The sequence below is a fragment of the Streptomyces sp. B21-083 genome (assembly GCF_036898825.1).
In the GTDB taxonomy this organism is placed as follows: domain Bacteria; phylum Actinomycetota; class Actinomycetes; order Streptomycetales; family Streptomycetaceae; genus Streptomyces.
In genome coordinates this window covers 4,936,825-4,963,353 of record NZ_JARUND010000001.1, presented here as the reverse complement: position 1 = coordinate 4,963,353, position 26,529 = coordinate 4,936,825, and the positions used below count along the sequence as shown (strand labels likewise).

The 26,529-nt window shown below is 67.9% G+C and carries 25 protein-coding genes and 2 pseudogenes; 14 read left to right on the top strand and 13 right to left on the bottom strand.

Annotated features, from left to right (window positions below):
- The first annotated feature begins 342 nt into the window (after positions 1 to 342).
- Entirely contained in the window at positions 343 to 3,081 is a 2,739-nt protein-coding gene (locus QA861_RS22350) for a transglycosylase domain-containing protein (protein WP_334590069.1), read from the top strand.
- Positions 3,082 to 3,234: 153 nt separating this feature from the next.
- Positions 3,235 to 4,743 (top strand): glycosyltransferase family 87 protein, encoded by a 1,509-nt coding sequence (locus tag QA861_RS22345; protein WP_334590068.1) that lies wholly within the window; start codon positions 3,235 to 3,237, stop codon positions 4,741 to 4,743.
- Positions 4,744 to 4,824: 81 nt separating this feature from the next.
- Here the strand turns inward: QA861_RS22345 and QA861_RS22340 are convergent, their stop codons facing one another.
- From QA861_RS22340 to QA861_RS22330, 3 genes are all read right to left on the bottom strand, one after another.
- Complete coding sequence (locus tag QA861_RS22340; RefSeq protein WP_334590067.1) at positions 4,825 to 5,856, bottom strand: alanine racemase; 1,032 nt, start codon at positions 5,854 to 5,856, stop codon at positions 4,825 to 4,827.
- A 66-nt stretch (positions 5,857 to 5,922) separates the two neighbouring features.
- Complete coding sequence (gene femX, locus QA861_RS22335; RefSeq protein WP_334590066.1) at positions 5,923 to 7,044, bottom strand: peptidoglycan bridge formation glycyltransferase FemX; 1,122 nt, start codon at positions 7,042 to 7,044, stop codon at positions 5,923 to 5,925.
- Positions 7,045 to 7,195: 151 nt separating this feature from the next.
- Positions 7,196 to 7,510: a hypothetical protein gene (locus QA861_RS22330; RefSeq protein ID WP_334590065.1), complete on the bottom strand. Its 315-nt coding sequence runs from the start codon at positions 7,508 to 7,510 to the stop codon at positions 7,196 to 7,198.
- Between the two features lie 262 nt (positions 7,511 to 7,772).
- Here QA861_RS22330 and rpsF point away from each other — a divergent pair, with 262 nt between their 5' ends.
- From rpsF to rplI, 4 genes are all read left to right on the top strand, one after another.
- Positions 7,773 to 8,063 carry a 30S ribosomal protein S6 gene (gene rpsF / locus QA861_RS22325; RefSeq protein ID WP_146481131.1) on the top strand — a complete coding sequence of 97 codons (291 nt, stop codon included), beginning with the start codon at positions 7,773 to 7,775 and terminating at the stop codon, positions 8,061 to 8,063.
- Between the two features lie 80 nt (positions 8,064 to 8,143).
- On the top strand, positions 8,144 to 8,749 hold the full coding sequence (locus QA861_RS22320) for a single-stranded DNA-binding protein (RefSeq protein WP_334590064.1): 606 nt from the start codon (positions 8,144 to 8,146) through the stop codon (positions 8,747 to 8,749).
- A 58-nt stretch (positions 8,750 to 8,807) separates the two neighbouring features.
- Positions 8,808 to 9,044, top strand: coding sequence for a 30S ribosomal protein S18 (rpsR, locus tag QA861_RS22315; RefSeq protein WP_006381652.1), 237 nt, complete (start codon positions 8,808 to 8,810; stop codon positions 9,042 to 9,044).
- Positions 9,045 to 9,062: 18 nt separating this feature from the next.
- On the top strand, positions 9,063 to 9,509 hold the full coding sequence (gene rplI, locus QA861_RS22310; protein WP_006381650.1) for a 50S ribosomal protein L9: 447 nt from the start codon (positions 9,063 to 9,065) through the stop codon (positions 9,507 to 9,509).
- Positions 9,510 to 9,699: 190 nt separating this feature from the next.
- On the opposite strand, the gene QA861_RS22305 is transcribed toward rplI, so the two are convergent.
- Positions 9,700 to 11,037, bottom strand: coding sequence for an MATE family efflux transporter (locus QA861_RS22305; protein ID WP_334590063.1), 1,338 nt, complete (start codon positions 11,035 to 11,037; stop codon positions 9,700 to 9,702).
- 458 nt (positions 11,038 to 11,495) lie between these two features.
- Between QA861_RS22305 and dnaB the strand changes: the two genes are divergently transcribed.
- Together dnaB and QA861_RS22295 are read left to right on the top strand one after the other, a co-directional pair.
- On the top strand, positions 11,496 to 12,971 hold the full coding sequence (dnaB, locus tag QA861_RS22300; RefSeq protein WP_319097781.1) for a replicative DNA helicase: 1,476 nt from the start codon (positions 11,496 to 11,498) through the stop codon (positions 12,969 to 12,971).
- 63 nt (positions 12,972 to 13,034) lie between these two features.
- The gene (locus tag QA861_RS22295) at positions 13,035 to 14,420 is read left to right on the top strand and encodes a serine hydrolase domain-containing protein (RefSeq protein ID WP_334590062.1); all 1,386 of its coding nucleotides are present in this window, start codon (positions 13,035 to 13,037) and stop codon (positions 14,418 to 14,420) included.
- A 59-nt stretch (positions 14,421 to 14,479) separates the two neighbouring features.
- On the opposite strand, the gene QA861_RS22290 is transcribed toward QA861_RS22295, so the two are convergent.
- Together QA861_RS22290 and QA861_RS22285 are read right to left on the bottom strand one after the other, a co-directional pair.
- Positions 14,480 to 14,932, bottom strand: coding sequence for a GNAT family N-acetyltransferase (locus QA861_RS22290; protein WP_334590061.1), 453 nt, complete (start codon positions 14,930 to 14,932; stop codon positions 14,480 to 14,482).
- A gap of 9 nt (positions 14,933 to 14,941) precedes the next feature.
- Complete coding sequence (locus QA861_RS22285) at positions 14,942 to 15,238, bottom strand: winged helix DNA-binding protein (protein ID WP_334590658.1); 297 nt, start codon at positions 15,236 to 15,238, stop codon at positions 14,942 to 14,944.
- Positions 15,239 to 15,283: 45 nt separating this feature from the next.
- Here QA861_RS22285 and QA861_RS22280 point away from each other — a divergent pair.
- Positions 15,284 to 15,484: pseudogene (locus QA861_RS22280) on the top strand (MFS transporter); the annotation flags it as partial.
- Positions 15,485 to 15,661: 177 nt separating this feature from the next.
- On the opposite strand, the gene QA861_RS22275 reads toward QA861_RS22280, so the two are convergent.
- Entirely contained in the window at positions 15,662 to 16,528 is an 867-nt protein-coding gene (locus QA861_RS22275; protein WP_334590060.1) for a GNAT family N-acetyltransferase, read from the bottom strand.
- Between the two features lie 753 nt (positions 16,529 to 17,281).
- Between QA861_RS22275 and QA861_RS22270 the strand changes: the two genes are divergently transcribed.
- On the top strand, positions 17,282 to 18,976 hold the full coding sequence (locus tag QA861_RS22270) for a globin domain-containing protein (protein ID WP_334590059.1): 1,695 nt from the start codon (positions 17,282 to 17,284) through the stop codon (positions 18,974 to 18,976).
- Positions 18,977 to 18,991: 15 nt separating this feature from the next.
- On the opposite strand, the gene QA861_RS22265 is transcribed toward QA861_RS22270, so the two are convergent.
- From QA861_RS22265 to QA861_RS22245, 5 genes and pseudogenes are all read right to left on the bottom strand, one after another.
- A complete protein-coding gene (locus QA861_RS22265) occupies positions 18,992 to 19,474 on the bottom strand; it encodes an NUDIX domain-containing protein (protein WP_334590058.1) in 483 nt (160 codons plus the stop codon).
- 272 nt (positions 19,475 to 19,746) lie between these two features.
- Positions 19,747 to 19,962: pseudogene (locus QA861_RS22260) on the bottom strand (LysR family transcriptional regulator); the annotation flags it as partial.
- A gap of 101 nt (positions 19,963 to 20,063) precedes the next feature.
- Positions 20,064 to 21,233 (bottom strand): cystathionine gamma-lyase, encoded by a 1,170-nt coding sequence (locus tag QA861_RS22255; RefSeq protein ID WP_334590057.1) that lies wholly within the window; start codon positions 21,231 to 21,233, stop codon positions 20,064 to 20,066.
- Positions 21,230 to 21,721 carry a low molecular weight protein-tyrosine-phosphatase gene (locus tag QA861_RS22250; RefSeq protein WP_334590056.1) on the bottom strand — a complete coding sequence of 164 codons (492 nt, stop codon included), beginning with the start codon at positions 21,719 to 21,721 and terminating at the stop codon, positions 21,230 to 21,232. Before QA861_RS22250 ends, QA861_RS22255 begins: the two co-directional genes overlap by 4 nt.
- A gap of 9 nt (positions 21,722 to 21,730) precedes the next feature.
- A complete protein-coding gene (locus tag QA861_RS22245) occupies positions 21,731 to 22,108 on the bottom strand; it encodes a phage holin family protein (RefSeq protein WP_334590055.1) in 378 nt (125 codons plus the stop codon).
- 48 nt (positions 22,109 to 22,156) lie between these two features.
- Here QA861_RS22245 and QA861_RS22240 point away from each other — a divergent pair, with 48 nt between their 5' ends.
- From QA861_RS22240 to QA861_RS22225, 4 genes are all read left to right on the top strand, one after another.
- A complete protein-coding gene (locus QA861_RS22240) occupies positions 22,157 to 22,474 on the top strand; it encodes a cupin domain-containing protein (RefSeq protein ID WP_334590054.1) in 318 nt (105 codons plus the stop codon).
- Positions 22,475 to 22,645: 171 nt separating this feature from the next.
- Positions 22,646 to 22,858 carry a DUF5326 family protein gene (locus QA861_RS22235; RefSeq protein WP_334590053.1) on the top strand — a complete coding sequence of 71 codons (213 nt, stop codon included), beginning with the start codon at positions 22,646 to 22,648 and terminating at the stop codon, positions 22,856 to 22,858.
- A gap of 233 nt (positions 22,859 to 23,091) precedes the next feature.
- Positions 23,092 to 24,024: an IclR family transcriptional regulator gene (locus tag QA861_RS22230; protein WP_443041526.1), complete on the top strand. Its 933-nt coding sequence runs from the start codon at positions 23,092 to 23,094 to the stop codon at positions 24,022 to 24,024.
- 100 nt (positions 24,025 to 24,124) lie between these two features.
- Positions 24,125 to 24,562, top strand: coding sequence for an SsgA family sporulation/cell division regulator (locus tag QA861_RS22225; RefSeq protein WP_006373803.1), 438 nt, complete (start codon positions 24,125 to 24,127; stop codon positions 24,560 to 24,562).
- 130 nt (positions 24,563 to 24,692) lie between these two features.
- On the opposite strand, the gene QA861_RS22220 is transcribed toward QA861_RS22225, so the two are convergent.
- Positions 24,693 to 26,282 (bottom strand): YibE/F family protein, encoded by a 1,590-nt coding sequence (locus QA861_RS22220; protein ID WP_334590052.1) that lies wholly within the window; start codon positions 26,280 to 26,282, stop codon positions 24,693 to 24,695.
- Positions 26,283 to 26,529: the final 247 nt, after the last annotated feature.

Genomic DNA, 26,529 nt, shown 5'->3' with positions numbered 1-26,529 from the left:
GCACTGTTTATGCCGAGCTGATGTATCGACTCGATACATCCAGACGATAGATCGGCCCTGCGGATGGGACAAGGGGGGAAGCCGTGAACGGGATCACATCACCGATTCGTAGGAACCAAGTTGCCTGATTTGGGGTGAACTTCGGGGCTGAAGAGGTTTTGACGGTGCGTAGTCTGTGCGCCATGCAATCCACCGGGACCCGAGTGACGTGTGGGGACGTCGTCGTGCTTGGTGAGGTACGGATGAATGCGAACACGGCCGCATCCGTACTTTGGGGGGACCGGAAACCAGCCGCCGCTTCCAGGCGCGCACGGGTGCGCCTGCCCAAGGAGTAATCGTTCGATGAGCGAGCACCGTCGCAAACCGCCGCAGCCGCAGGGAGGCGGACGTGCCGCGGCCCGACGCGGCCAGTCCGGCTCGTCCTCCGGCCGCCGTGCGGCACCGCGAGGCGCAACCGAGTCTCCTTCCGACTCCTACGGATCGGATTCCTACGGGTTGGGTCCCTATGGAGCGGAAGGTGAGGAGCGCCAGTCGCAAGGCCGCGCCGATTCCCGGCGCGCCGCCCAGAGAAGTACTGGTGGACGTCGCAGAGGAGCCGAGGGCGGCGGACGCCGCGGCGGTCCCAACGGTCCGAACGGGCCCGGGCGCGGCAGAGGCAGGGCGGCCGGTCCCCCGCCCAAGAAGCGCTTCATCGACTATCCGCGCGCGGGCAAGTACGGCGCGGCGCGCTGGATGCCCTCGTGGCGGCAGGTGACGGGACTCTTCATCGGCTTCGTCGGCAGTCTGGTGGCGGTGGCCGGCATCGGCTACGCCCTGGTGGGTGTGCCGAAGGTCGCGAATACCGCCACTGCTCAGAACAACGTCTACTACTGGGCCGACGGCAGTCAGATGGTGGCGACCGGTGGTGAGACGAACCGTCAGATCATCGGCTACGAGCAGATCCCCGCGTCGATGCGGTACGCCGTGATGTCGGCCGAGAACAAGACGTTCGAGACCGACAGCGGTGTCGACCCGATGGGTATCGCCCGGGCCCTGTTCAACATGGCCAAGGGTGGTCAGACACAGGGTGGTTCGACGATCACCCAGCAGTACGTGAAGAACGCTCGCCTGAACGACCAGTCGCAGACGCTCACGCGAAAGTTCAAGGAGCTGTTCATCTCCATCAAGGTCGGCACCAACGTCGACAAGAAGGAGATCATGGCGGGCTACCTGAACACCGCCTACTACGGCCGTGACTCCTACGGGATGCAGGCAGCCGCCCGCGCGTACTTCAACAAGGACGCGAAGGACCTCGACGCCAGCCAGTGCGCGTTCCTGGCTGCCGTACTGAAGGGCGCCACGTACTACGACCCGGCCGGCAACGTGGCTGTCGACTCCGTGAACGCCACCCAGGAAAAGAACACCAAGCGGGCCGTGGAGCGGTGGAAGTGGATCCTCGACGAGGAGGTCAAGGACGGCCGCATGACCGCGGTCGACCGTGCCAAGATCACGACCTTCCCGACGATCCAGAACCCGCGTTCCAACACCGCGCTGGGCGGCCAGGTCGGTTACCTCGTCGACCTTGCCAAGGGCTACCTGATCAACAACACCGACAAGACCGGGATCACCGCCGAGCAACTGCAGCGGGGCGGCTACTCGATCTACACGACCTTCGACAAGAAGAAGGTCCAGGCGTTGGAGAAGGCGGTCAAGAACGTCCAGAAGGCGAACATCAACGAGAAAGAGCGGCCGAAGACGGACAAGTACGTCCAGTTCGGTGGCGCTTCCGTGGACCCGACGTCAGGCGCGATCAAGGCCATCTACGGCGGTGAGGACGCGACCAAGCACTTCACCAACAACGCCGACACGACGGGCGCCCAGGTGGGTTCGACGTTCAAGGCGTTCGTACTCGCCGCCGCGATGAAGTGGGGTGTGCGGGATCCGGACCTGAAGGCGGAGCAGGCCCAGGACGAACGGACCCAGGTCTCTCCGGACAGTATCTACAGCGGCAAGAACAAGCTGAAGATCGAGAACTACGACAACACGATCTGGAAGGACAAGGACGACAAGGAGTGGCTGCAGCGCAACGACGGCGACGAGTCGTACAACCCGCCCAGCTACCGCATCGACCTGCGTGAGGCGATGAGGGTCTCCTCCAACTCCGCCTACGTCCAGCTCGGTATGGATGTCGGCCTGGACAAGGTCCGGGAGTCCGCGACCGACGCGGGCATCCTCGACAGCAGTCTGGCCAGTGCCGACTTCCCGTCGTTCTCGATCGGTACGTCCGACCCCAGCGCGATCCGCATGGCCGGTGCGTACGCGACCTTCGCGGCGAGCGGCAAGCAGAACAATCCGTACTCGGTCGAGAAGGTCAACAGCAAGGACGGCGTCGTCTTCGATCACGAGAAGATCGCCAAGCCCAAGCAGATGTTCACCGAGCAGGTCGCCGACAACGTCACCGATGTCCTCAAGACCGTGGTCGACGACGGAACAGGTACGGCGGCCCAGCTCCCCGGCCGGGAGGTGGCCGGTAAGACCGGTACCACCGACGGGAACAAGTCGGCCTGGTTCATCGGGTACACCCCGCAGCTGTCCACCGCGATCAGCATGTTCCGGATGAACGACGACGAGACCCAGAAGAACCGCCAGTTCCTGGAGATGTACGGCACGGGTGGCCAGGAGAAGATCCACGGTGCCTCGTTCCCGGCCGAGATCTGGCACGACTACATGGAACAGGCGCTGAAGGGCGCTCCGGTGGTGGACTTCCCGACTCCAGAGCCCTACGGCGAGGTCGTCGACGAGGACCCGCTGCCGAGCCCGACGCCCGACGTCACCGAGTCGGAGGAAGTCACCCCGTCACCGAGCCCGTCGCCCTCCGACGAGGAGGTCGAGCCCTCTCCCTCACCCTCACCGAGTGAATCCTGCAACCCCTTCGATCCCACGTGCGCGGACACCGGGGGGACCGACACAGGAGGCACGAACGGAGGCGCTACCGACGGCGGAGTGACATCCAGTCCATCTCCCACGGAGAGCGACGGAGAGACTAACGGCAACACGAATGGCAACGGCAACGGCAACGGCAACGGAGGAATCTTCGGCTGACGGACTGGTTGGCCGAATCAGCGCCCGGCGCGGTTGTTTCACGTGAAACACCGATCCGATTCACGCTGTTGCACGTGAAACATGGGGCCGTCGCACCGACCAGGTGCGGCGGCCCTCGGCGTATTCCTAGGCACGTACGGCAGGATGTGGCCCATGTCCAGTGCAGAGACGACGCAAGCGAGCGTGCGCGAGCCGGATCCGGTACGGCCGACCAGGGACGACGAGATCGCCGTGGCCGGCAGTGAGCTGATCGGCGGCCCCATCGGACGGCGTGCCCTGCTGGGGACGTCCTGGTGGACCCCGGTACGGGTGGTCGCGCTCGTGGCGATCGGCATGTTCGCCCTCGGCCTGGTCCAGAAGGCGCCCTGCTACAACGGCGGCTGGTTCTTCGGGGCCAGCACGCAGTACACGCACGCCTGCTACTCGGACATTCCGCACCTCTACCAGGGCCGTGGATTCGCCGACGGACTGGTGCCGTACTTCGACAAGTTCGACGGCGACATGCAGTACCTCGAATACCCGGTGCTGACCGGCGTGTTCATGGAGGTGGCCGCCTGGCTCACGCCCAGCAGCGGAACCATCCAGCACCAGGAGCAGTGGTACTGGTTCGTCAACGCCGGAATGCTGATGGTGTGCGCGGCGATCATCGTCGTCTGCGTGTCACGTACGCACGCGCGGCGCCCCTGGGACGGTCTGCTGGTCGCGCTGGCGCCTGCCGCCGCGCTGACCGCCACCATCAACTGGGACCTGCTGGCGGTCGCTCTGACGGCCGCGGCGATGCTGATGTGGTCCCGGGGAAGGGCCCTTGCCTTCGGGGTTCTCCTGGGCCTCGCCACGGCCGCCAAGCTCTATCCCGTGCTGCTGCTGGGCCCCCTGTTCGTGCTGTGCTGGCGCGCCGGCAAGTGGCGGCCGTTCGGAACGGCTCTGGGGGGCGCCGTCCTGGCCTGGGCCGCCGTGAATGTTCCGGTGATGTACTTCGCCTTCGACGGCTGGTCGAAGTTCTACACGTTCAGCCAGGAGCGGGGTGTCGACTTCGGCTCCTTCTGGCTGATCATCTCCCAGCGTTTCGACTACCCATTCACCACGGAGACCGTCAACACCTTCGCGACGCTGCTGATGCTGGCCTCGGCCGTCGGCATCGCGGGACTCACGCTGACCGCGCCACGCCGCCCGCGCTTCGCCCAGCTCGCCTTCCTGATCGTCGCGGCCTTCATCCTCACCAACAAGGTCTACTCACCCCAGTACGTCCTGTGGCTGGTCCCCCTCGCCGTACTGGCCCGCCCGAAATGGCGGGACTTCCTGATCTGGCAGGCGTGCGAGGTCGCGTACTTCCTGGGGATCTGGATGTACCTCGCCTACACGACCAGCGGTGACGCCCACAAGGGCCTGCCCACCGAGGGCTACCAGTTCGTCATCGGCGTCCACCTGGTGGGCACGCTGTACCTGTGTGCCGTGATCGTCCGGGACGTCCTCATGCCGGAGCGGGACGTGGTGCGCCGGGCCGGCGACGACGATCCGTCAGGAGGCGTGCTCGACGGCGCTGAGGACGTCTTCGTACTCGGCTCTGCGGCTCATCCACCGCAGCACGCCACGCACTTCGACGGGCCGCAGGTGGAGTGGGGCAGCCGGCAGCTTCGGGACGAGGACGACCGTTCGCTCTGAGCGAACACCGCTGGAGAGGGTCGTGCGAAGGGCCGTACACGGACTCCGTGTACGGCCCTTCGCACGACCCTCAGAGTGTGGTCAGCGGTCGACGATGCGGTCGAACTGCGTGGTGGTGTGTCGCAGATGGGCCACCAGTTCCTCGCCCACCTTCGGCTCCGGTGCGTCCGACGGCACGAAGAGGATCGAGACCTGCATGTGCGGCGGCTCGGCGAACCAGCGCTGCTTGCCGCCCCAGACGAACGGAGCGAGATTCCGGTTGACCGTGGCGAGGCCGGCGCGGGCGACGCCCTTGGCACGCGGCATGACGCCGTGCAGGGCCTTGGGGGCCTCCAGGCCCACCCCGTGCGACGTACCGCCCGCCACGACCACCAGATAGCCGTCCGAGGCGGCCTTCTGCTGCCGGTAGCCGAACCGGTCACCCTTGGCCACCTGCGTGACGTCCAGGACCGCGCCGCGGTACTCCGTGGCCTCGTGATCCCCCAGCCACAGCCGCGTGCCGATGCGGGCGCGGAAACGTGTCTGCGGGAACTGCTGCTGAAGTCGCGCGAGGTCGTCCGCCTTGAGGTGACTGACGAACATGGTGTGCAGGGGCAGCCGGGCGGCGCGCAGCCGGTCCATCCAGCCGATGACCTCCTCCACGGCGTCCGAGCCGTCGGTGCGGTCCAGTGGCAGGTGGATCGCGAAGCCTTCGAGGCGCACGTCCTCTATGGCGGCGTGCAGCTGGGGCAGCTCCCGCTCGGTCACACCGTGTCGCTTCATGGAGGACATGACCTCGATGACGACACGGGCTCCGACGAGGCCGTGCACCCCGTCCACCGACGACACCGAGCGGATGACGCGGTCAGGCAGCGGCACAGGCTCCTCGCCCCGCCGGAAGGGCGTCAGCACCAGCAGGTCGCCGCTGAACCAGTCCTTGGTCCGCGCGGCCTCGTACGTCGTTCCGACGGCCAGAATGTCGGAGCCCAGCCGAGTGGCCTCCTCCGCGAGCCGCTCGTGCCCGAAGCCGTAGCCGTTTCCCTTGCAGACCGGGACGAGCCCGGGGAACTGCTCGGACACGTGCTTGTGGTGCGCACGCCAGCGCGCGGTGTCGACGTAGAGCGTGAGCGCCATGGCCGGGACCTGGAACCTTTCTCGTGGCTGCGGTGCCTCAGGAATGTGAACGGGAATGCCGATGGATCAGCGGCGCGACATGTAGATGTCGAGCGCCTTGTGAAGCAGCTTGTTGAGCGGGAAGTCCCACTCACCGAGGTACTCGGCGGCCTGTCCGCCGGTGCCGACCTTGAACTGGATCAGACCGAAGAGATGGTCCGTCTCGTCCAGCGAGTCGGAGATGCCGCGCAGGTCGTAGGCGGTCGCGCCCAGTGCGTAGGCGTCGCGCAGCATCCGCCACTGCATGGCGTTCGAGGGCCGGACCTCACGGCCGATGTTGTCCGAGGCGCCGTAGGAGTACCAGACGTGTCCGCCGACGATCAGCATCGTCGCGGCCGACAGGTTCACCCCGTTGTGGCGGGCGAAGTAGAGCCGCATGCGGTTGGGGTCCTCGGTGTTGAGGGCCGTCCACATGCGCTGGAAGTACGACAGCGGGCGGGGCCTGAAGTGGTCGCGCAGCGCTGTGATCTCGTACAGCCGCTGCCACTCCTCCAGCTCGTTGTAGCCGCCCTGGACGACCTCGACGCCGGCCTTCTCGGCCTTCTTGATGTTGCGGCGCCACAGCTGGTTGAAGTTCGCGTGGACCTCTTCGAGCGAGCGGTTCGCGAGCGGTACCTGGTAGACGTAGCGAGGCTGTACGTCGCCGAAACCGGCGCCGCCGTCCTCCCCCTGCTGCCACCCCATGCGACGCAGCTTGTCGGCGACCTCGAAGGCGCGCGGCTCGATGAAGTCGGCCTCGATGTCCCGCAGCCGCTTCACGTCCGGGCTCTGGATGCCCGCCTTGATGGACGTGGCCTCCCAGCGCCGGATGATCACCGGCGGGCCCATCTTCACCGAGAAGGCGCCCTGCTGCTTGAGGTGCGCCAGCATCGGCTGGATCCAGTCGTCGAGATTCGGCGCGAACCAGTTGATGACCGGGCCCTCGGGCAGATAAGCGAGATACCGCTTGATCTTGGGCAGCTGGCGGTACAGCACGAGGCCCGCGCCGACCATCTCGCCCGTCCGGTCGTCGAACCACCCGAGGTTCTCGGAGCGCCACTCCGCCTTGACGTCTGCCCAGGCAGGAACCTGCATGTGGCTCGCCGACGGCAGGCTCTGGATGTACGCCAGATGCTGCTCTCGGCTGATCGTCCTCAGGGTCAGGCTCATTCCGGGCGCTCCTCGGGCTGGTGTGTCCCCATGGGTACAGGGGCTCCGGCTCTCGCGCCGAAGCCTACTGCGCCCTGCGAGCGCCTCGACTGGCCGTACGGCACCTGTGCCCCGGCCCTGCGTCGGCCGGGGCACCAGGGGGTGGTCCCGCTCAGCCGATCACGCCGCCGAAGAGACCACCGTGCGCCATGCCGAGGAAGAAGCCGACCGCTGCGGCACCGAGCCCCAGGATCAGGCCGAAGCGTTCGCGAGTCGTCTCCGAGACGAACTGTCCGTACGCGCCGGTGAGGATCCCCACCAGGCCGGTCCAGGAGCTGAGCAGATGCAGACTGTGGAACATCGCCGTGACGAAGGCAGTCACCCCGAGCACCAGGGTCACAGCCAGCAGGCTGTCCTGGAGGAGATGGGGTTTGCCGTCGGTGGCGAAGAGGGATCCGGCGGTGTTGGGTCGCAATGCCTGTGCCATGTGGCACCTCCTGCGGAAGGCGGCGCACTGTAGCGCCATACACACCCGATGTGTACAGATTGGGGGTCACCGGGGTCTGATTTCAACCGGAAGCGCAGTACGGGTAGTCTGTAGCGTCTGCACCGGTGTCTGCCCAGGGCGTCGCGAGAATCCTTCCGAGGACCTCCGGCTGTCAGTGGTCGCCGATACCGTTGCGTACGCATAACAACCCTCCTGCCACGGAACGACCGTGGCCGCTGAGTCCAAAGGAGGTGGGTTCCACATGCGTCACTACGAAGTGATGGTCATCCTCGACCCCGAGCTGGAGGAGCGCGCTGTCGCCCCTCTGATCGAGAACTTCCTCTCCGTCGTCCGTGAGGGCAACGGAAAGGTCGAGAAGGTCGACACCTGGGGCCGTCGTCGTCTCTCGTACGAGATCAAGAAGAAGCCCGAGGGCATCTACTCGGTCATCGACCTGCAGGCCGAGCCTGCGGTCGTCAAGGAGCTCGACCGCCAGATGAACCTGAACGAGTCGGTCCTCCGGACCAAGGTCCTCCGCCCCGAGACCCACTGAGCCTCCCGCTCGGTCGATCTCGGGATTCCGAGTAGCAGCACCAAAAGCAGCCAGCAGCAAACCCGCCGAGAGGTTCCCCTATGGCAGGCGAGACCGTCATCACGGTCGTCGGCAATCTTGTCGACGACCCCGAGCTGCGCTTCACCCCCTCGGGTGCGGCGGTCGCGAAGTTCCGTGTCGCGTCCACCCCCCGCACGTTCGACCGTCAGACGAACGAGTGGAAGGACGGCGAGAGCCTGTTCCTGACCTGCTCGGTCTGGCGTCAGGCGGCGGAGAACGTGGCCGAGTCGCTCCAGCGAGGCATGCGCGTCATCGTGCAGGGCCGGCTGAAGCAGCGGTCCTACGAGACCACACAGGGCGAGAAGCGCACGGTCTACGAGCTGGACGTCGATGAGGTCGGCGCCAGCCTGCGCAGCGCCACCGCCAAGGTCACCAAGGCCGCAGGCCGAGGTGGCCAGGGCGGTTACAGCGGCGGCGGTGGCGGCGGCGGCCAGCAGGGCGGTGGCTGGGGTGGAAACTCCGGCGGCGCTCCGCAGGGCGGCGGCGCTCCGGCCGACGACCCCTGGGCGACCGGCGCTCCTGCCGGTGGCAACCAGGGTGGCGGTGGTGGTGGCGGCTGGGGTGGAAACTCCGGCGGCAACAGCGGCGGCAGCGGCGGCGGCTACTCGGACGAGCCCCCCTTCTAGGCCTTCGGGCCGAGGGGTGGGCCGTACCCACACTTCTTGATCACACAGGAGAAACACCATGGCGAAGCCGCCTGTGCGCAAGCCTAAGAAGAAGGTCTGCGCTTTCTGTAAGGACAAGGTCCAGTACGTGGACTACAAGGACACGAACATGCTGCGGAAGTTCATTTCCGACCGCGGCAAGATCCGTGCCCGCCGCGTGACCGGCAACTGCACGCAGCACCAGCGTGACGTCGCCACGGCTGTCAAGAACAGCCGTGAGATGGCGCTGCTGCCCTACACGTCCACCGCGCGATAAGGGAAGGGTGACCGACAAATGAAGATCATCCTCACCCACGAGGTCTCCGGCCTCGGTGCCGCGGGCGACGTAGTCGACGTCAAGGACGGCTACGCTCGCAACTACCTGATCCCGCGGAACTTCGCGATCCGCTGGACCAAGGGCGGCGAGAAGGACGTCGAGCAGATTCGTCGCGCTCGCAAGATCCACGAGATCCAGACCATCGAGCAGGCCAACGACATCAAGGCCCGCCTCGAAGGCGTCAAGGTTCGTCTGGCCGTTCGCTCCGGCGACGCCGGTCGTCTCTTCGGTTCCGTCACCCCGGCCGACATCGCCACGGCGATCAAGGCTTCCGGTGGCCCCGAGGTCGACAAGCGCCGCATCGAGCTGGGCTCGCCGATCAAGACCCTCGGCGCTCACGAGACGTCCGTGCGTCTGCACCCCGAGGTTGCCGCCAAGGTCAACATCGAGGTCGTCGCAGCCTAGGCGTTGCGTTCGTTGAAGCAGTTTGTAGGGCCGCATCCTCCGGGGTGCGGCCCTTCTGCGTGAGCGGGTTCGTGGGTAGCACGCATGCAGATGTTTCACGTGAAACGGTAGGAACGCGGTCGATGTTTCACGTGAAACAGGGGGGCGCCGACTGAGGACTGGTTTCGGTGCGCTCGGGGCTCGTTGTGCTTCAGCGGGTGGCGCCCGTGACCATCCAACGGCCTGAACGGGATCGCAGCCACAGAGTCACCATGCGGACGGTCATCATGAGCGTCATCGCCCCCCACAGGGCAGTGAGGCCGCCGCCGAAAGTCGGCACGAGCAGGGCTACGGGTACGAAGGCGGCCAGCGTGATCAGCATCGCCCCGGCAAGGTAGAGGCCGTCGCCCGCACCCATCAGTACGCCGTCGAGGACGTAGACGATCCCGCAGATCGGTTGCGACAGCGCGACCACGAGCAGGGCAGGCAACGCGGTGTCCTTGACCGCGGCGTCGCTGGTGAACAGGGGCAGGAACAGTGGACGGCTGACGATCACCAGCAGACCAAGCCCGACTCCGGTCGCGATGCCCCACTCGACCATGCGGCGGCAGGCGTCGCGCGCGCCTTTGGTGTCGTTCGCGCCGAGACAGCGGCCGATGATGGCCTGCCCGGCGATGGCGATCGCGTCGAGCGCGAAGGCGAGCAGACTCCACAGGGACAGGATGATCTGGTGCGCGGCGACGTCCGCGTCCCCGAGCCGTGCGGCGACGGCCGTGGCGATCACCAGGATCGCCCGCAGGGACAGGGTGCGCACGAGAAGTGGCGCACCCGCCTGGGCGGAGGCCCGGATCCCTGAAGCATCGGGGCGTAGCGAGGCCCCGTGCCGGCGCGCGCCGCGGACGACGACCGTGAGATACGCCGCCGCCATGCCCCACTGGGCGATGACGGTGCCCCAGGCGGAACCCGCGATGCCGAGGTCCGCGCCGTACACGAGTCCCGCGTTCAGGGCGGCGTTGGCGACGAAGCCCGCGATGGCGACGTACAGCGGGGTTTTCGTGTCCTGGAGGCCACGCAGAATCCCGGTGGAGGCGAGGACGACGAGCATGGCGGGGATGCCGAGCGCGGAGATCCGCAGGTAGGTGTCCGCGTAGGGGGCAGCGGTCTTCGAGGCGCCGAAGAGATCCACGAGCGCGGGTGACGCGGGCAGGACGACGGCGATGACCGTGGCGCCGAGCAGCAGGGCGAGCCAGATGCCGTCCACGCCCTGGCGGATGGCGGCCTGGAGATCGCCGGAGCCGACGCGGCGGGCGACGGAGGCCGTGGTGGCGTACGCGAGGAAGACGAAGACGCTGACAGCTGTGGTGAGCAGGACCGAGGCGATGCCGAGCCCGGCCAATTGAGCGGTGCCGAGGTGGCCGATGATCGCGCTGTCGGCAATGACGAAGAGGGGCTCGGCGATGAGTGCGCCGAAGGCAGGGACGGCCAGCGCGACGATCTCTCGGTCGTACCGGCGACGGGTCGCCGTCGGTGCAGCGGGAGCCTGTGTCATGACCACCAATCTAGTCTTCCACAGGTAAGAGATGCAATGCGGTAGAGGCTATTACTTCCCTGCTTGAGGGGCGTGTTGCGGTGTGCCGCTTGTGGAGATCTTGGCCCGATGGCGAAAGTTTTTCTCCTGCACAGCCGGTGGACGGAGAACGTGCTGGTCAGCGGCGGTGTGTCGACGATCGCGAAAGCTTGTTCACAGGGCTGTCCACCGGGTCGTACACAGGTTTCGCGGAGTTCTCCACAGCATCCGGGCCGTCGTCCACATGCCCTGTGGATAACCAGATTGGCTGACGGTGCCGACGGGCCTACGGTGGTCCGGAGCCCACCCCGTCTCCCAGCCTCGGAAACGTCATAAAACCGACGCGCCGGAACCGGAGTTGGGCCTCTTATTTGTCAGTGCCGTGCCGTAGAACAGAGGGCATGGCGAGGTCCGCTCTGCGGATGGGAGGAGGTGGCTCGGTGAGTATTTCCGAGCCCTTGGACGATCCGTGGGCCGACAGCGGTCCCAGTGATCGTCTGCCCCCCTCCCGTCAACGCCGCGAAGGTGGCCGGGGGCGTGACGAACAGCACGACCGCGGTCGTGAGAACGGCGCCTGGGAAAGCGAGGGAACGTCCTTCGAGCGGGTGCCGCCGCAGGACCTCGACGCCGAACAGTCGGTACTCGGCGGCATGCTTCTGTCGAAGGACGCGATCGCCGACGTCGTCGAGGTACTCAAGGGCCACGACTTCTACCGGCCCGCGCACGAGATCATCTACGGGGCCATCCTCGATCTCTACGCGAAGGGCGAGCCTGCAGACCCGATCACGATCGCGGCCGAGCTCACCAGACGGGGCGAGATCACCAAGGTCGGCGGCGCTCCTTATCTGCACGCGCTGGTGCAGACAGTGCCGACAGCGGCGAACGCCGAGTACTACGCGGAGATCGTGCACGAGCGCGCGGTCCTGCGGCGTCTGGTCGAGGCCGGAACCCGCATCACCCAGATGGGATACGCGGCGGACGGGGACGTCGACGAGATCGTCAACAGCGCCCAGGCCGAGATCTACGCGGTCACCGAGCAGCGCACCACCGAGGACTATCTGCCGCTCGGCGACATCATGGAAGGCGCGCTCGACGAGATCGAGGCGATCGGCTCACGGTCGGGGGAGATGACCGGTGTGCCGACCGGGTTCACCGACCTCGATCAGCTCACCAACGGTCTGCACCCCGGCCAGATGATCATCATCGCGGCCCGCCCCGCCATGGGTAAGTCGACGCTGGCACTGGACTTCGCCCGTGCCTGCTCGATCAAGCACAACATGCCCAGTGTGATCTTCTCCCTCGAAATGGGCCGCAACGAGATCGCCATGCGTCTGCTGTCCGCCGAGGCACGCGTGGCTCTTCACCACATGCGCTCCGGCACGATGACCGACGAGGACTGGACCAGGCTCGCCCGACGTATGCCGGACGTCTCGGCCGCGCCCCTGTACATCGACGACTCCCCGAACCTGTCGATGATGGAGATCCGTGCCAAGTGCCGGCGTCTCAAGCAGCGCGCGGACCTGAAGCTCGTGGTCATCGACTACCTCCAGCTGATGCAGTCCGGCGGCAAGCGGTCCGAGAGCCGCCAGCAGGAGGTCTCGGACATGTCGCGAAACCTGAAGCTCCTGGCCAAGGAGCTGGAACTGCCGGTGATCGCGCTGTCGCAGCTGAACCGTGGTCCTGAGCAGCGGACGGACAAGAAGCCCATGGTCTCCGACCTGCGTGAGTCCGGCTCGATCGAGCAGGACGCGGACATGGTGATCCTGCTGCACCGCGAGGACGCGTACGAGAAGGAGTCACCGCGCGCCGGCGAGGCGGACATCATCGTCGGCAAGCACCGAAACGGCCCGACAGCGACGATCACAGTCGCCTTCCAGGGGCACTACTCCCGGTTCGTGGACATGGCCCAGACGTGAGCGGGTGCCCGGCGAGGGGGAAATGCGCTCGACGTGACGCGGCTCGACCGCTGAACTTGCCCCATGACAACACCTCAGGACGAGCTCCTTCCCAGCACGCGACGGGCGTTGCTCCATCGGATCGCTGTCGCCCAGAGTGACGGGCGGGCGCCGTCCTTGGTCGCGGCGGTGGTGCGGGGCGGGGAGACAGTGTGGACAGGCGCGCGCAGTTCGGTGGACGGCCATGCCCCTGACGCGAACGTGCAGTACCGGATCGGTTCGATCACCAAGACCTTCACCGCCGTACTGGTGATGCGACTGCGCGACGAGGGGCTTCTCGATCTCGTCGATCCGCTGGAGAAGCACCTGCCGGGTACCGGAGCGGGGGAGGCCACTATCGCCGAACTGCTCGCGCACACCGGTGGGTTGGCGGCCGAGTCACCCGCGCCCTGGTGGGAGCGGACACCTGGATCACTGCGCCCCGAGCTGGCCGACGTCCTCGGCGAGCGGCCGTTGCTGCATCCCGTGGGTCGACGTCACCACTACTCGAACCCGGGCTACAGCCTTCTGGGTGCGCTGGTCGAGGAGTTGCGCGGTGCTCCGTGGGAGGACGTGCTGCGGCGGGAGGTGCTCGATCCCCTGGGGCTGGAACGGACCAGCGGGCAGCCGCGGGCACCGCACGCGGGGGGCTGGGCGGTGCATCCCTGGGCCGATGCGCTGCTGCCGGAGCCGACGGAGGACCTCGGACGGATGGCGCCGGCCGGTCAGCTCTGGTCCACGGCAGGAGACCTGGCGCGCTTCGCCGTCTTCCTGGCCAAGGGGGACGACCGGGTACTGAGCGCTGCGTCCGTCGCGGAGATGCGTACGCCGGCTGCTCCCGCCGAGCCGGAGGACGTGGCCGCGGGCTCGGCGTACGGCCTCGGGATGCAGATCCAGTACCGGGAAGGGCGACTGCTGGTGGGGCACGGAGGCTCGCTCCCCGGCTTCCTGGCGAGCCTCACCATCGACGTGGCGGACGACCTCGCGGCTGTCGTCCTGGCCAACTGCACCTCTGGCCCGCCGGTGTCCGTGGTCGCCGGGGACCTCGTGAAGATCGTCTCGGAGGCCGAGCCGCGGATTCCCGAGCCGTGGCGCCCGTTGCCCGAAGTCGACAGGGCTGTACTGGAGTTGACGGGCCCGTGGTACTGGGGGACCGCGCCCTACGCCATGCGGCTGTCGCTTGATGGGGGCGTATCCCTGGGGCCCTTGGCCGGCAACGGCCGCCGCTCGCGGTTCAAGGCGAACGGCGACGGCACCTGGACGGGACTCGACGGGTACTTCGCCGGTGAGCTTCTGCGGGCCGTACGGCGGCCTAATGGGGCTGTGGACCACCTGGACCTCGGATCGTTCGTCTTCGTGCGTCAGCCGTACGAGGAGGGGGCCTCTGTGCCGGGTGGAGTGGATCCGGAAGGGTGGCGCGGGATCAAGTAGGCGCCGACTGTGAGGAAGTGTCATGTTTCACGTGAAACATGACGCTTCCTCGCGTGTTTTCAGAGCTGGAGCTTGAAGCCCACGTGCGAAGGCGTGAAGCCGAGCCGTTCGTAGAAGCGGTGGGCGTCCGTGCGCGTGACGTCCGAGGTCAGCTGGACCAACTGGCAGTTCTCGCGGCGTGACGTCTCGACCGCCCACTCGATGAGCCGCGTGCCCAGGCCGCTGCCGCGTTCGGTGGTGTGGACGCGCACACCCTCGATGATCGCCCGGGCCGCGCCTCTGCGGGACAGCCCGGGAACGATCGTGAGCTGGAGGGTGCCGACCACGCGAGCCTCGCGGATCGCGACGATCAGGTGCTGGTTCGGGTCGGCGGTCAGCCGGTCCAGTGCGATCAGGTACGGGGTCAGGTCGTCCGGTGACTCGCGCTGTGCGCCCAGGGGGTCGTCGGCCAGCATGCCGACGATCGCGGGAACGTCCTCCGCCGTCGCGGGCCGTATTTCAAGATCTCCCATGTTCGCAGCCTATGCGGGCAGGTTCACCGACTCGACGACCCGGACCAGCGGAGCCAGCCGCGGGTCTCCAGCCGTCTCGTCGAGGGCCTCGCGAAGGGCGCTGTCATTGATGCGACGTGCCTCGTCGAGAAGCGTGAGCCCTGCTCCGCTGACGTCGGTGTAGATCCCTCGGCGGTCGGTGGGGTACAGGTACCGCGCAAGCAGCCCGCGGTCCTCGAACCTGGTGACCCGCCGCGTCGTCGCGCTCCGGCTAAGGGCGCACCAGCCCTGGGAGAGGGCGGTGGGCGCGGGGTCCGTCGCCGGCAGCAGTTAAGGCGCTTATGCAATCTCTCCGGAAGGTGCTGCTCCCTCATGCCTCCCGTGCTCCTGGCCCTCGCAATCGGGGCCTTCGGCATTGGCACCGCGGAATTCGTGATCATGGGCCTGCTGCCCGACGTGGCGAGCGACTTCGGGGTCTCCATCCCGCCCGCCGGCTTTCTCGTGACCGGCTATGCGCTCGGTGTCATGGTCGGAGCCCCGATCATGACCGCCCTCGGTACCAGAAGGGCGCGGCTGCACCGCCCCGAACTGGGTCGGCGCCGCTCTCGCCGTGGGCGCCCTGCTCCTCGCCTTTCTGTCGGCTGCTCTGGAGCGCCGCGCGAACGCACCAGGTTCCGTCGTCACCCGCGGTACATCTGCCAGGCAGCAGGCGGCACCGCGCGGTGCCCCGGGCAGGAAAGAGGCAGGCCCTCAGCCCGCGGCCACCGTCAGAGGCGCGAAGCGCCGCGTCCAGTCACCCGGCAGTTCGTGGATCCCGTACGTCATCACCGCGTTGTGACCCACCGGCGCCAGCCCACGCTCCTTCACCCACGCCAGCAGTTCCCCGTGCCGCAGGTCGATATCCGTTCGCAGCGGACGGTCGGTCCGGGCGGCGAGTGAGGCGAGGAGCGCCTTCGCCGTCTCCGGGTCGCGGGCGATCAGGGGACCGACCACATGGGTGTCCATGTTGGGCCAGGCTGCCGCGTAGCCGATGATCCGGCCGTTCTCCTCGGCGACGCGCAACTGGTCGGAGAAGGCGGGCAGCCGAGTGATCATGGGTGTGCGGTCGGTGCCGAACACCTCCTCGTCGAGCCGGATGATCTCGGCGAGATCCTCGGCCGTGGCCGCGCGGGTGCCGGTCTCGGGCTCCGGACCGTTTGGTGTGAAGCGTCCGCGGACCATCTCGGCCCCGCCGGTGACCTTGAAGCCGAGTTCTTCGTAGAGGGGGCGACCGTTCGGGGTCGCGTGCAATGTCAGTGGTGTGGTGCCCATGGCGGCGACGACGTACCGCATCAGCCGCCGACCGACGCCCCGGCGGGCATACCCCTCGGCGACCAGCACCATGCCGATGGCTCCCAACTCGGGGTCGCCGTAAGGTCCGTACTCAGTGACGACACATGCGGCGACCAGTCCGCCGCCGGGGTCGTCGATGCCGTAGCCCTTCCCTGCCGTGAGCAGGAGACTCCACTTGTGCTCCTCGCGGGGCCAGCCCCGGTCCTCGGACAAGTCGGCGCATGCGATGAGATCGCGACGCGTCAGACGGCGGATGGGCAGATCAGCGGGAGAAGGAGTCGGCACGCAGGTCAGGCTGTCCGACCGGCGCCCCCGCCGTCCACCTGTTTGCGGTCGGCCGTACGCTCTTTTGGCCATGTCGTGCCGGTCCGCACAGCGCATGGACAGATGTTTCACGTGAAACGCTGAGCATCGGTCATCGGGCGACAGGCCTGGCCTCGGCACTCATGACATCAGAGACCAGTACCGCCGCGACGGGCGTCGTGCCGGGGAGTGGCCGTACGCGGCACAGTCCGCCCGGGTCAGACCGAACTGCCCGCAGAGCCGGTCTGCGATCTCCATCCGGGCCGACCTGCGCGGGGCGGGATTTGTGGGATGCCTATGAATTGGCGTGCGGCGCCCGGTAGTTGAGGGAAATGATGGTTCGCCCCTCGTCTTTCGTGGCTGAGAAGGTCGGGACTTGTGCGCTCGGCGACGGCCGGTATGGTCGACTCCGGTTCTTGTCCGCACCGGGGTGACGTATCCCGTGCACGCGGTGAGAGCGGGGCAATGCAGCCTAACGGGACGGAGAGCTCGAAGACTCGCATTTCCGGTTACACGGTGACGGTGTTCGTCCACGGTGAGACGCTGCGGGAAGAGCGACGTGGCCAATGTCACACCCTGGCCCTGCTTGTCCGTGTGGAGTGGTGATCCGGGTTGAATGCGGCCGCATTGGACAGGGGGCGAACGGGGAAAGCAAGCCGTCAGCGGGGGACGCGAGCACATTCCGACCGAGGAAGTGCGCAGACCGACCGAAAGATGTTCGAGGCGAGGCAGACCATGGACGCTCCGACCACCACGTCGGCCGACAACGGCACTTCCGGCGGCAACGGCGGGGGCGGCTGGTTCAAGCCGCACACGCAGCCGGAGGCTCCCCCGGGCGGCGAACAGGAGGCAGCGGAAGGCAGTCGGCTGGCCGCACTGCGTCCCGTGGGCAGGCCTTCTCCGAGCGGCGCCAGGAGCGTGTCGCCGGACGACAACGCCCGTCCGGCTGAGGCCAAGGTCCCGCCGGATCAGGAGCGAATACCCGTGCCGCCGACGCCTCAGCGCCCGGCGACACCTCCGGCTCCCACGCCCTTGCCTCCCCTGCCCCTCGCACCCGCGTCACCTCTTCCCGCGCCCTTCACGCCCGCGCCTTCGGCCGGCGGGACTCCGGCACTCCCGCCCTTCGCATCCGGGCCGCCGGTTTCCGACACGTCTGCCCACGCACCCGAATCCGCTGTCCCCGCACCACCCCTGCGCCCGGTGCCGGCCCTCGGGTTCACCACCTCGGAGGCTTCCCGCACACCTCCCGCGCCGGCCTCCGCCCCGTACGCGCCCGTACAAGGGCCCCCGGTGTCCGCTGAGCCTCGCGAACAGGCGTCCCCGGATGCGGTGCTCATCCGGCGGACCATGGACGTGGTCGGTCCTGTCGCCGACAAGACCACCTCGTACTTCTACGCGCTCCTCTTCGTCCGTCACCCCGAACTGCGTTCACTTTTCCCGGCCGCGATGGACACCCAGCGGGACCGGCTCCTCAAGGCGCTGCTCACCGCCGCCGAGCACATCGACAACACCGAGGTCCTCGTCGCGTATCTGAAGAACCTCGGACATGGCCACCGCAAGTACGGCACCCGGCCCGAGCACTACCCGGCCGTCGGCGAGTGCCTCATCGGCTCACTGAGCCGGTACGCGGCCGCGATCTGGGACCAGGAGACCGAGGCGGCGTGGGTACGGGCCTACACGACGATGTCGCAGGTGATGATCGACGCGGCGGCTGTCGATGAACTGCGTGCTCCGGCCTGGTGGTACGGCGAGGTGGTCTCCCACGACCTCAGGACGCCGGACATCGCCGTCATCACCGTCCGGCCCGACCAGCCGTATCCGTTCCTCGCCGGCCAGTACACGAGCCTGGAGACGCCGTGGTGGCCCCGCGTCTGGCGGCACTACTCCTTTGCCTCGGCGCCCCGTTCCGACGGTCTCCTGTCCTTTCACGTGAAGGCGGTGCCTGCGGGCTGGGTCTCCAATGCGCTGGTGCACCGTGCCCGACCCGGCGACATCGTCCGGCTCGGCCCGCCCACCGGCACGATGACCGTCGACCACACCACCAACAGCGGCCTGCTCTGTCTGGGTGGCGGCACCGGCATCGCGCCCATCAAGGCCCTCGTCGAGGACGTTGCCGAGCACGGTGACCGGCGGCGGGTCGAGGTGTTCTACGGCGCCCGTACCGACCTCGACCTGTACGACATCGACACCATGCTGCGGCTCCAGCAGAGTCACCCCTGGCTCGCGGTGCGCGCGGTCATAGACCAGCAGGCGCAGCTGCAGCTGACCGACGCCGTACGGGAGTACGGACCCTGGTACGACTACGACGCCTATCTGTCGGGACCGCCCGGGATGATCCGCAATGGTGTGGTCGCGCTGCGGCGCGCCGGTATCCCCGTGGAGCGGATCCGCCATGACGCGGTGGAGGAACTGGTGGTCACCGGGAGCTGACGAGCCCGCCTACTGTCAGCCCAGGTCAGGCGCGTGCATCGCCCGTACGCCCTCGATGTTGCCGTCCAGATAGTGACGCAGCGAGAGCGGCACGAGGTGGACGGAGGCGATCCCGACCCGGGTGAAGGGGATACGGACGATCTCGTACTCGCCGCAGGGCTCGTCGACTTCCGGGCCGTGTCGCAGCGCGGGGTTCATGGCCTCCAGGCGGCACACGAAGAAGTGCTGCACCTTCACTCCCGAAGCGCCGCCGTCCGCACCGATGTGCTCGACGGTGTCCACGAAGCAGGGCACCACGTCGGTGATCTTGGCCCCCAGCTCTTCGTGCAATTCACGGTGGAGGGCTTCGACGACGGTGGTGTCGTCCGGTTCGACCCCGCCGCCCGGAGTGAGCCAGTAGGGATCGACACCTGGCTTGGTTCGCTTGATGAGGATCAGGTCGTCGCCATCCAGCAGGACGGCGCGTGCGGTGCGCTTGACCACGGGTCGGACGGTCATGGGAGGAATGTGGCCCGGCTGGTTCCACGTGAAACATTTCGGCTCCCCACGAACTGCTCCCGGGGAGGTAAAGGTGCTGGACCGCTGAGCGAAATGAGTGTTTCACGTGCAACATCACCGAGGGCCGCAGAAGAATCCCCGAGACCTGGAGGGCCTCGGCCTCAGTCGACCGCCGCGTGCCGGAGCCAGTCGTGCGACATCGCCAGCGTGCCGGTGCGGACCACCAGGAAGTACGTCCGAAGTTGAGGTACCGCCGGATCGAGCAGGTGCCGGGAGACACGCAACGCGAAGCCCTGGCCTTCACCTCCGGTCAGCACCACGAGCGCGTCGAGATGTGGAGCGGCCCTGTGCACGAGCTTGTCGCCGATGGTCGTGCGGTTCACACCACGGGCCTGGCGCACGAACAGCGGACGGCCCAGTTGCCGCTCCAGGGTGCGGATCCGCGGGGTGATTGGACACTGACACAGAGGCAACTCGCCTTGTGCGCGCGGTTCTTCGCGCGCGGAGCCGCGGCGGTCCGAGCCACGAGGGGGGAGGCTCGGACCGCTGTCCGACGAAGCGGAGCACCTTTCGGTCGCTCCGCCGCCGGTCAGTCCGTCGACTCCTCCAGCGCGCGCAGCACATCCGCCACCAGGTCTCCCGGGTCCTCGGCGCCGACCGAGAAACGAATGAAGCCCTCCGGCACGGCGTCCCCGCCCCACCGACCGCGCCGTTCGGCCGTGGACCGGACCCCACCAAAGCTCGTTGCGTCGTCGACAAGCCGCAGTGCGTCAAGGAAACGATCGGCACGCGCACGCGTGGGCAGCACGAAGGAAACCACGCACCCATAGCGCCGCATCTGCCGTGAAGCGATCTTGTACGAGGGATCCTCCGGCAGCCCCGGATAACGCAGTCCGGTCACCTCGGGTCGACCCCGCAGGGACTCGGCGAGGGCCAGCGCGGTGGAGTCCTGCCGGTCGACCCGCAAGGGGAGTGTGGCGATCGACCGGTGCGCGAGCCAGGCCTCCATCGGCCCGGGAATCGCCCCGGCGATCTTGCGCCACCGTCGTACAGCGGCCATCGCGGAGGCATCCGCACTCGTGACGTAACCGAGCAGCACGTCGCCGTGCCCCGTGAGCTGCTTGGTGCCGCTGGCCACGGAGAAGTCGGCGCCGAGCACCAGCGGGCGCTGGCCGAGCGGTGTCGCCAGGGTGTTGTCGACGGCCACGAGACACCCACGCGCGTGTGCCGCCTCGGCGAGCCGTCGTACGTCACACACGTCGAGTCCGGGGTTCGACGGGGTCTCCAGCCACAGCAGCCGCGCGCCGTCGAGAACGTCGAGCTGGGCGTCGCCGCCGGTCGGAGCGGTGCGCACCTCGATGCCGTACGCCTCCAGCTGGTCCCGGACCAGGGGCAGCGCCTGGTAGCCGTCGCCGGGCAGGACGACGGTGTCCCCGGTCCGCAGCTGCGAGAAGAGCACCGCCGAGACAGCGGCCATGCCGGAGGCGAAGACGAGCGTCTCGACGCCGTCCTGCCCCGGAGCCTCCAACTCGCCGATGGCGCGCTCCAGCAGCGTCCAGGTCGGGTTCTCGTCGCGGCCGTAGGTGTACGGGCCGGTGGGGGCGCCCGGCAGGTGGTAGTGGGCCGCGAACACCGGGCCGGGGAGGGCCGGGGCGTACTTGACCGGGTCGGGCAACCCCGCGCGCACCGCGCGGGTGCCGTCACCGAGCTCCGGGGCCGCGTGCAGGCCCGAACCTTCGTTCGTAGCCGAATCACTCATACCGTCTGTCCCTCCACTTCCGTCTGTATCGCGGCGAGCAGGCCCGTGCTCGCCGCCTCCACCATCTCAAGGCACTCCTCGAAGCCGTCCATACCCCCGTAGTACGGGTCCGGGACGTCGAGATCAGCACCCGCGGCGGGATCGTACGAACGCAGCAGACGTACCTTCTCCGCGTCCCCCGGAGTGGGCGCCATGCGGCGCAGGGCCTTCAGATGGCCCGCGTCGAGGGCGATGACGAGGTCGAGACGCGCGAACCACGCGGCCCGGAACTGGCGGGCCGCGTGATCGCCGTCGTAACCGGCGGCCTCCAGCACGGAGACCGTGCGCCCGTCGGCGCCGTCGCCCTCGTGCCAGCCGCCCGTTCCCGCACTGTCGACCTCGACCAGGCCGGCCAGTCCGGCCTCCTCCACGCGCGCGCGGAAGACGGACTCCGCCATCGGGGAGCGGCAGATGTTGCCGGTGCAGACGAAACAGACGCGGAGGGGCACCGGACGCCCTCAGTCCTCGTCGGGAAGGACGATGTGCAGCGCCCAGGAGACGATCGAGATGATCAGGCCACCCAGGACGGCGGTCCAGAAACCCTCGACGTGGAAGCTCAGGTCGAACTTGTCGGCCAGCCACGAGGTGAGCAGCAGCATCAGGGCGTTGACCACCAGGGTGATCAGGCCGAGCGAGAGGATGAACAACGGGAAGGTGAGCACCTTCACGAGCGGCTTGACCAGGAAGTTCACCAGGCCGAACAGAAGGGCGACGACAACCAGCGTGCCGATCTTCTTGCCCGTGCTGTCACCGGTCAGGGTGATCTTGTCGAGTACCCACACGGCCACGCCGAGAGCGCCCGCGTTGGCGATCGTCTTGACTACGAAATTCTTCATGTGTCTGATCGTGGCAGAAGAGATCGGTTACGAGCGTGGGCGAGGGCGATGAAGGCATTCCGGTTGGATGAACTGGAGGCGGAACGTGCCGCCAACGATGGCGCCTACCTGCAGTTTCTGCGCGAACGGAACATGTCGGTCGGCCTGTACGCGCTGAACGCGGGCGACCAGGATCCACAGCAGCCTCATCGCCAGGACGAGGTCTACTTCGTGGTGAGCGGGCGCGCCGCGATCACGGTCGGCATGGAGACGACCCAGGTGGCGCGCGGCAGCGTCGTGTACGTGCCGGCCGGGGTGGCCCACAAGTTCCATCACATCAGCGAGGATCTGCGGGTCATGGTGGTCTTCTCTCCGCCCGAGAGCTGACTGCCGCCTCAGGGTTCCCTAGGGGTCCGATCAGGGGAGGACAAGGGCTGCGGGGCCCCCGCCGGGCCCCCTGTCGGCCCTAGCATCGAGGGCGGAACATCGAATGTCCCGGCACGAGCGAAGGCCACAGGCCCCGGCGGATGCGACGGGCGGAGAAGTAAGGAAAAGGCGATGCGAGAGATCTTCGCGGGAATGCCGTGGTGGGTGAAGTGGGTCGCGGTGCCGGTCATCGCCCTCGTCGTGTTCGGTGGGCTGATAGCGAGCGTCGTCTACTTCGTCGTCGCCCTGCTCTTCAAGGCGCTGGTCTTCGTCGCCCTGGTCGCCGGCCTCATCTACGTCGTACGGAAGTTCATGTCGAGCTCGTCGTCGCGCAGCGACTGGTGAGAGCAGTGGGGCGGAGGGGACACCGGAGCCGGTGCGCGGGGCGGCACGGGCGCCGGTAACAGAAATCGCCGGTTCCCTCGGGCGGGGGAAGTTTCCCGTACGGGCCGTCTGCGCGCGGTGACAGGCGGTTAGAGTCCGGAATTCGACGCGGGACGATCCCCGCGGACGGCGTATCCCCTCCTCCCGTGCCTCTCCGCACGGGCAGCCCACCGCCTTCGAGAGTGACCCTCGTCATGGTCGACACCGCACCCGCGGAACCACAGGCTCCACCCGTACAACGCCGGCCCGAGCAGCGGACCCCGCCTTCCCCGGGGGCTCGTGTCCGGCCGGCCGAGAGACCTCTGTCGACCCCAGGACCCCCGCTCGTCCCGGCGTCCGTCCCCGTCCCCGTGCTCGTGCCGCCGGCCGAACCGCACTCCACAGCGACCCTCATCGGTTCCGTGCAGCGGGCGATGCGGCTGTTGGAGTCCGTCGCCGCGCACGAACACGGCGCGCCGGCCAAACAACTGGCCCGAGAGACCGGCCTCGCCCTTCCGACCGCCTACCACCTGCTGCGGACGCTTGTCTTCGAAGGCTATCTGCGGCGGGAGAAAGGGCTGTTCTTCCTCGGTGCATCGGCCGAGCGGCTGGGCAGCAGCGGTGCAAGGCAGACACGTCGCAGCACAGTCGTGGACGCCCTCGCGCACTGGCGCGACGCCATCGGCGTACCCGTGTACTACGCCGTGTACCGCGACGGCGACATCGAGGTCGTGTGCGTTTCCGACACCCCCGCGAACCCGGCGGTCGAGGAGTGGGCCGACTTCCGAGAGACCGGGCACGCGCACGCCATCGGACAGTGCCTGCTCTCGCAGTTGGACGAGCAGGACCGTCGGGACCATCTCGACCGCCACCCCGTACAGACGGTCACCCCCTACACGGTCCGCGACAGTCACACGCTGCTGCGCCGCCTCGACCGGATGCGGCGGATGGAACTCGTCGTGGAGCGGCAGGAGTACGCGCTGGGGACGGTCTGTGCGGCGATTCCGATCACCATCGGTTCGACGGCCGCCACTTTGGCCATTTCTCTTCCTTCCCATCAGGCTGGTCGACTGCTAGACGCGGCACAGCAGTTGCAGACAGAGGTCGGAAGACTGGTCGGGTCCTTCGCGATCTCTATCAGTATCTGAAAACTCACTCCTTGTGATTCACCGTGTACTTTCAGCAAGATTCGAGCAGTATCAGAGCGATGATTCCAGGCCAGTCCACGGCAACTGACGGGGTTAGGCGATGCGCGAGTCGGTGCAGGCAGAAGTCATGATGAGCTTTCTTGTCTCGGAGGAGCTCTCCTTCCGCATTCCGGTGGAGCTGCGCTACGAGACCTGTGATCCCTATGCCGTCCGGCTGACGTTCCATTTGCCTGGCGACGCCCCTGTGACCTGGGCTTTCGGGCGGGAGTTGCTGATCGACGGCGTCGGGCGGCCATGCGGGGACGGAGATGTGCGGATCGCGCCCGCCGACACCGACGTCCTCGGCGAGGTGCTGATCCGGCTTCAAGTCGGCGGCGACCAGGCACTGTTCCGCTCCGGGGCGGCGCCGCTGGTGGCCTTCCTCGACCGCACGGACAAGCTCGTGCCGCTGGGGCAGGAGCGTTCCCTCGCCGACTTCGACGCCCACCTCGACGAGGCGCTGGACCGCATTCTGGCCGAGGAACAGAGCGCGGGCTGAGCGGGTTCGCGACGGGGCCCCGGCGGTGCTGTAACGCTTCTCCTGGCGCGAGGAGAGCCTGCAGAGGCATCTTCACGCGCAGCCGTCCTTCGGCGCGGACGCGGAACCCCCACAGGGGGCTCAGCGTCCGTCAGTGCTTGCGGCGACGGCCCTTCCCCGCGCGGGCCGGGACCGCCTGGGGCGCCACCCCGGCTGCCGCGGCTCCTGTTCCCGGTCCGGCTGCTGCCGTCGCTCCGACGGTCAGCGGTGCCGTGCCCGGGCGGTCGGCCGAGACCATCAGGGCCGCCAGGAGCGTGGTCACCGGCACGGACGCGACCAGGCCGATCGAGCCCACCAGGGTCCGCACGATCTCCGCCGCGACGAGTTCGCTGTTGGCGACGGCCCCGACGCTGCTCTGCGCGATCGAGAAGAGCAGCAACAGCGGCAGCGCGGCGCCCGCGTAGGCGAGGACGAGGGTGTTGACGACGGACGCGATGTGGTCGCGGCCGATACGGATGCCGGCGCGGTACAGCCCACGCCATCCCATCGTCGGGTTCGCCTCGTGGAGTTCCCAGACCGCCGATGTCTGCGTCACCGTCACATCGTCGAGGACACCGAGCGAACCGATGATGACGCCCGCGAGCAACAGGCCGCTCATATCGATGGACGGATACAGGCCATGGATCAGGCCGGTGTTGTCGTCGGTGTTGCCGGTCAGGGCGGCCCAGCCGATGAACAGCGAGCCGAGGATGCCGATCAGCACCAGAGAGATGAGGGTGCCGAGCACTGCCACAGACGTACGGGCCGAGAGACCGTGACACATGTAGAGCGCGATCAGCATGATGGCGCTGGCTCCGATCACCGCCACGAGCAGCGGATTCGAACCCTGGAGGACCGCCGGCAGAATGAAGAAGGTCAGGACCATGAAGCTGACGGCCAGGGCGACCAGAGCCATCACACCGCGCAGGCGTCCGACGATCACGACGGCCAGCGCGAAGATGCCGGCCAGCAGGGCCATAGGGAACCTGCGGTTCACATCGGCGACCGAGTACTGCAGGTCCTTCGGCGCCGAGGGCTCGTATGCGACCACGACCTTCTCGTCCTGGTGCAACTGCCGTGACTGGTCCGGCTGAACGATCTCCGTGAACGTACGGCCCTTGTCGTCACCGGTGTCGACCCGGATCGTCGCCTTCTTGCAGTCGCCGGTCGCCTGTTGCTGTGCTGAGGAGCCCTCGGCGGTGGACGTGTCGCCGGTCGAGGTCTCCCCCGAGGCGTTGACGGACTTGCAGTCCACCGCGACGACCTTGGTGACCGTGGCTTCCTGGGTCTGCCGGTCGAAACCGACGCCTGTGCGCTCGTGCGCCGGGGCACCCCCGGGCCACAGCACCGCGAGCCCGACCACGACCGCCGCGGCGAAGGGGATCAGAATCGCCCCGATGATCTTCCGCAGATGGACTGAGACAGGGGCGGCCGGACCATGGCTGTGACTGTGGCCGTGCGAGTGACCGCCATTGCCGTCGGGGTCGTGGGAGTCACCCGGCGCGTCCCCACGCCCCCCGCCACCAGGTTCGGGGCCGTGCCCACCGCCAGAACCCCCGCCAGGTCCACCACCGTGCCCGTCACCGGGACCGTTCCCGTGCCCATGGTGCCCGTGGCCGGTGTCCCGTCCCGGGCCGGCTCCATGATCGTGCTCGCGCCCGTCACCTGCTCCGGGGCCAGGACCCCGTGTGCCACCGGACACGGGACGAGGGCCGAACTGACCGGTCCCGGGCCCCTCGGCGCCGAACCCTGGGTCCGGGTCACCAGTTCGAGGACGGGCGCCCTGGCCCGCCCCCGCTCCGGGCCCGTAGCCGCGATCGATCCTCCGACCGGGCCCGTACCCGGGACCCTGATTCCCTCCGGTCGCTCCGCCTGTTCCTGCTCCGGGCCCTGACCCGCCACCGGAGCCGCCGGGGCCGTTGCCGGACCGCAGCCCGCGCTCCTGGCCG

What these genes read in the sequence shown, in the direction of transcription:
- QA861_RS22290 (WP_334590061.1), bottom strand. Translation starts at nt 14,932, where the DNA reads ATGGGAGATCTTGAAATACGGCCCGCGACGGCGGAGGACGTTCCCGCG.
- QA861_RS22245 (WP_334590055.1), bottom strand. Translation starts at nt 22,108, where the DNA reads ATGAAGAATTTCGTAGTCAAGACGATCGCCAACGCGGGCGCTCTCGGC.
- femX (WP_334590066.1), bottom strand. Translation starts at nt 7,044, where the DNA reads ATGAGCCTGACCCTGAGGACGATCAGCCGAGAGCAGCATCTGGCGTAC.
- QA861_RS22230 (WP_443041526.1), top strand. Translation starts at nt 23,092, where the DNA reads ATGGTCGACACCGCACCCGCGGAACCACAGGCTCCACCCGTACAACGC.
- QA861_RS22235 (WP_334590053.1), top strand. Translation starts at nt 22,646, where the DNA reads ATGCGAGAGATCTTCGCGGGAATGCCGTGGTGGGTGAAGTGGGTCGCG.
- QA861_RS22255 (WP_334590057.1), bottom strand. Translation starts at nt 21,233, where the DNA reads ATGAGTGATTCGGCTACGAACGAAGGTTCGGGCCTGCACGCGGCCCCG.
- rplI (WP_006381650.1), top strand. Translation starts at nt 9,063, where the DNA reads ATGAAGATCATCCTCACCCACGAGGTCTCCGGCCTCGGTGCCGCGGGC.
- QA861_RS22305 (WP_334590063.1), bottom strand. Translation starts at nt 11,037, where the DNA reads ATGACACAGGCTCCCGCTGCACCGACGGCGACCCGTCGCCGGTACGAC.
- QA861_RS22295 (WP_334590062.1), top strand. Translation starts at nt 13,035, where the DNA reads ATGACAACACCTCAGGACGAGCTCCTTCCCAGCACGCGACGGGCGTTG.
- QA861_RS22270 (WP_334590059.1), top strand. Translation starts at nt 17,282, where the DNA reads ATGGACGCTCCGACCACCACGTCGGCCGACAACGGCACTTCCGGCGGC.
- rpsR (WP_006381652.1), top strand. Translation starts at nt 8,808, where the DNA reads ATGGCGAAGCCGCCTGTGCGCAAGCCTAAGAAGAAGGTCTGCGCTTTC.
- QA861_RS22330 (WP_334590065.1), bottom strand. Translation starts at nt 7,510, where the DNA reads ATGGCACAGGCATTGCGACCCAACACCGCCGGATCCCTCTTCGCCACC.
- QA861_RS22240 (WP_334590054.1), top strand. Translation starts at nt 22,157, where the DNA reads ATGAAGGCATTCCGGTTGGATGAACTGGAGGCGGAACGTGCCGCCAAC.
- QA861_RS22340 (WP_334590067.1), bottom strand. Translation starts at nt 5,856, where the DNA reads ATGGCGCTCACGCTCTACGTCGACACCGCGCGCTGGCGTGCGCACCAC.
- QA861_RS22225 (WP_006373803.1), top strand. Translation starts at nt 24,125, where the DNA reads ATGCGCGAGTCGGTGCAGGCAGAAGTCATGATGAGCTTTCTTGTCTCG.
- QA861_RS22350 (WP_334590069.1), top strand. Translation starts at nt 343, where the DNA reads ATGAGCGAGCACCGTCGCAAACCGCCGCAGCCGCAGGGAGGCGGACGT.
- QA861_RS22345 (WP_334590068.1), top strand. Translation starts at nt 3,235, where the DNA reads ATGTCCAGTGCAGAGACGACGCAAGCGAGCGTGCGCGAGCCGGATCCG.
- QA861_RS22320 (WP_334590064.1), top strand. Translation starts at nt 8,144, where the DNA reads ATGGCAGGCGAGACCGTCATCACGGTCGTCGGCAATCTTGTCGACGAC.
- QA861_RS22265 (WP_334590058.1), bottom strand. Translation starts at nt 19,474, where the DNA reads ATGACCGTCCGACCCGTGGTCAAGCGCACCGCACGCGCCGTCCTGCTG.
- rpsF (WP_146481131.1), top strand. Translation starts at nt 7,773, where the DNA reads ATGCGTCACTACGAAGTGATGGTCATCCTCGACCCCGAGCTGGAGGAG.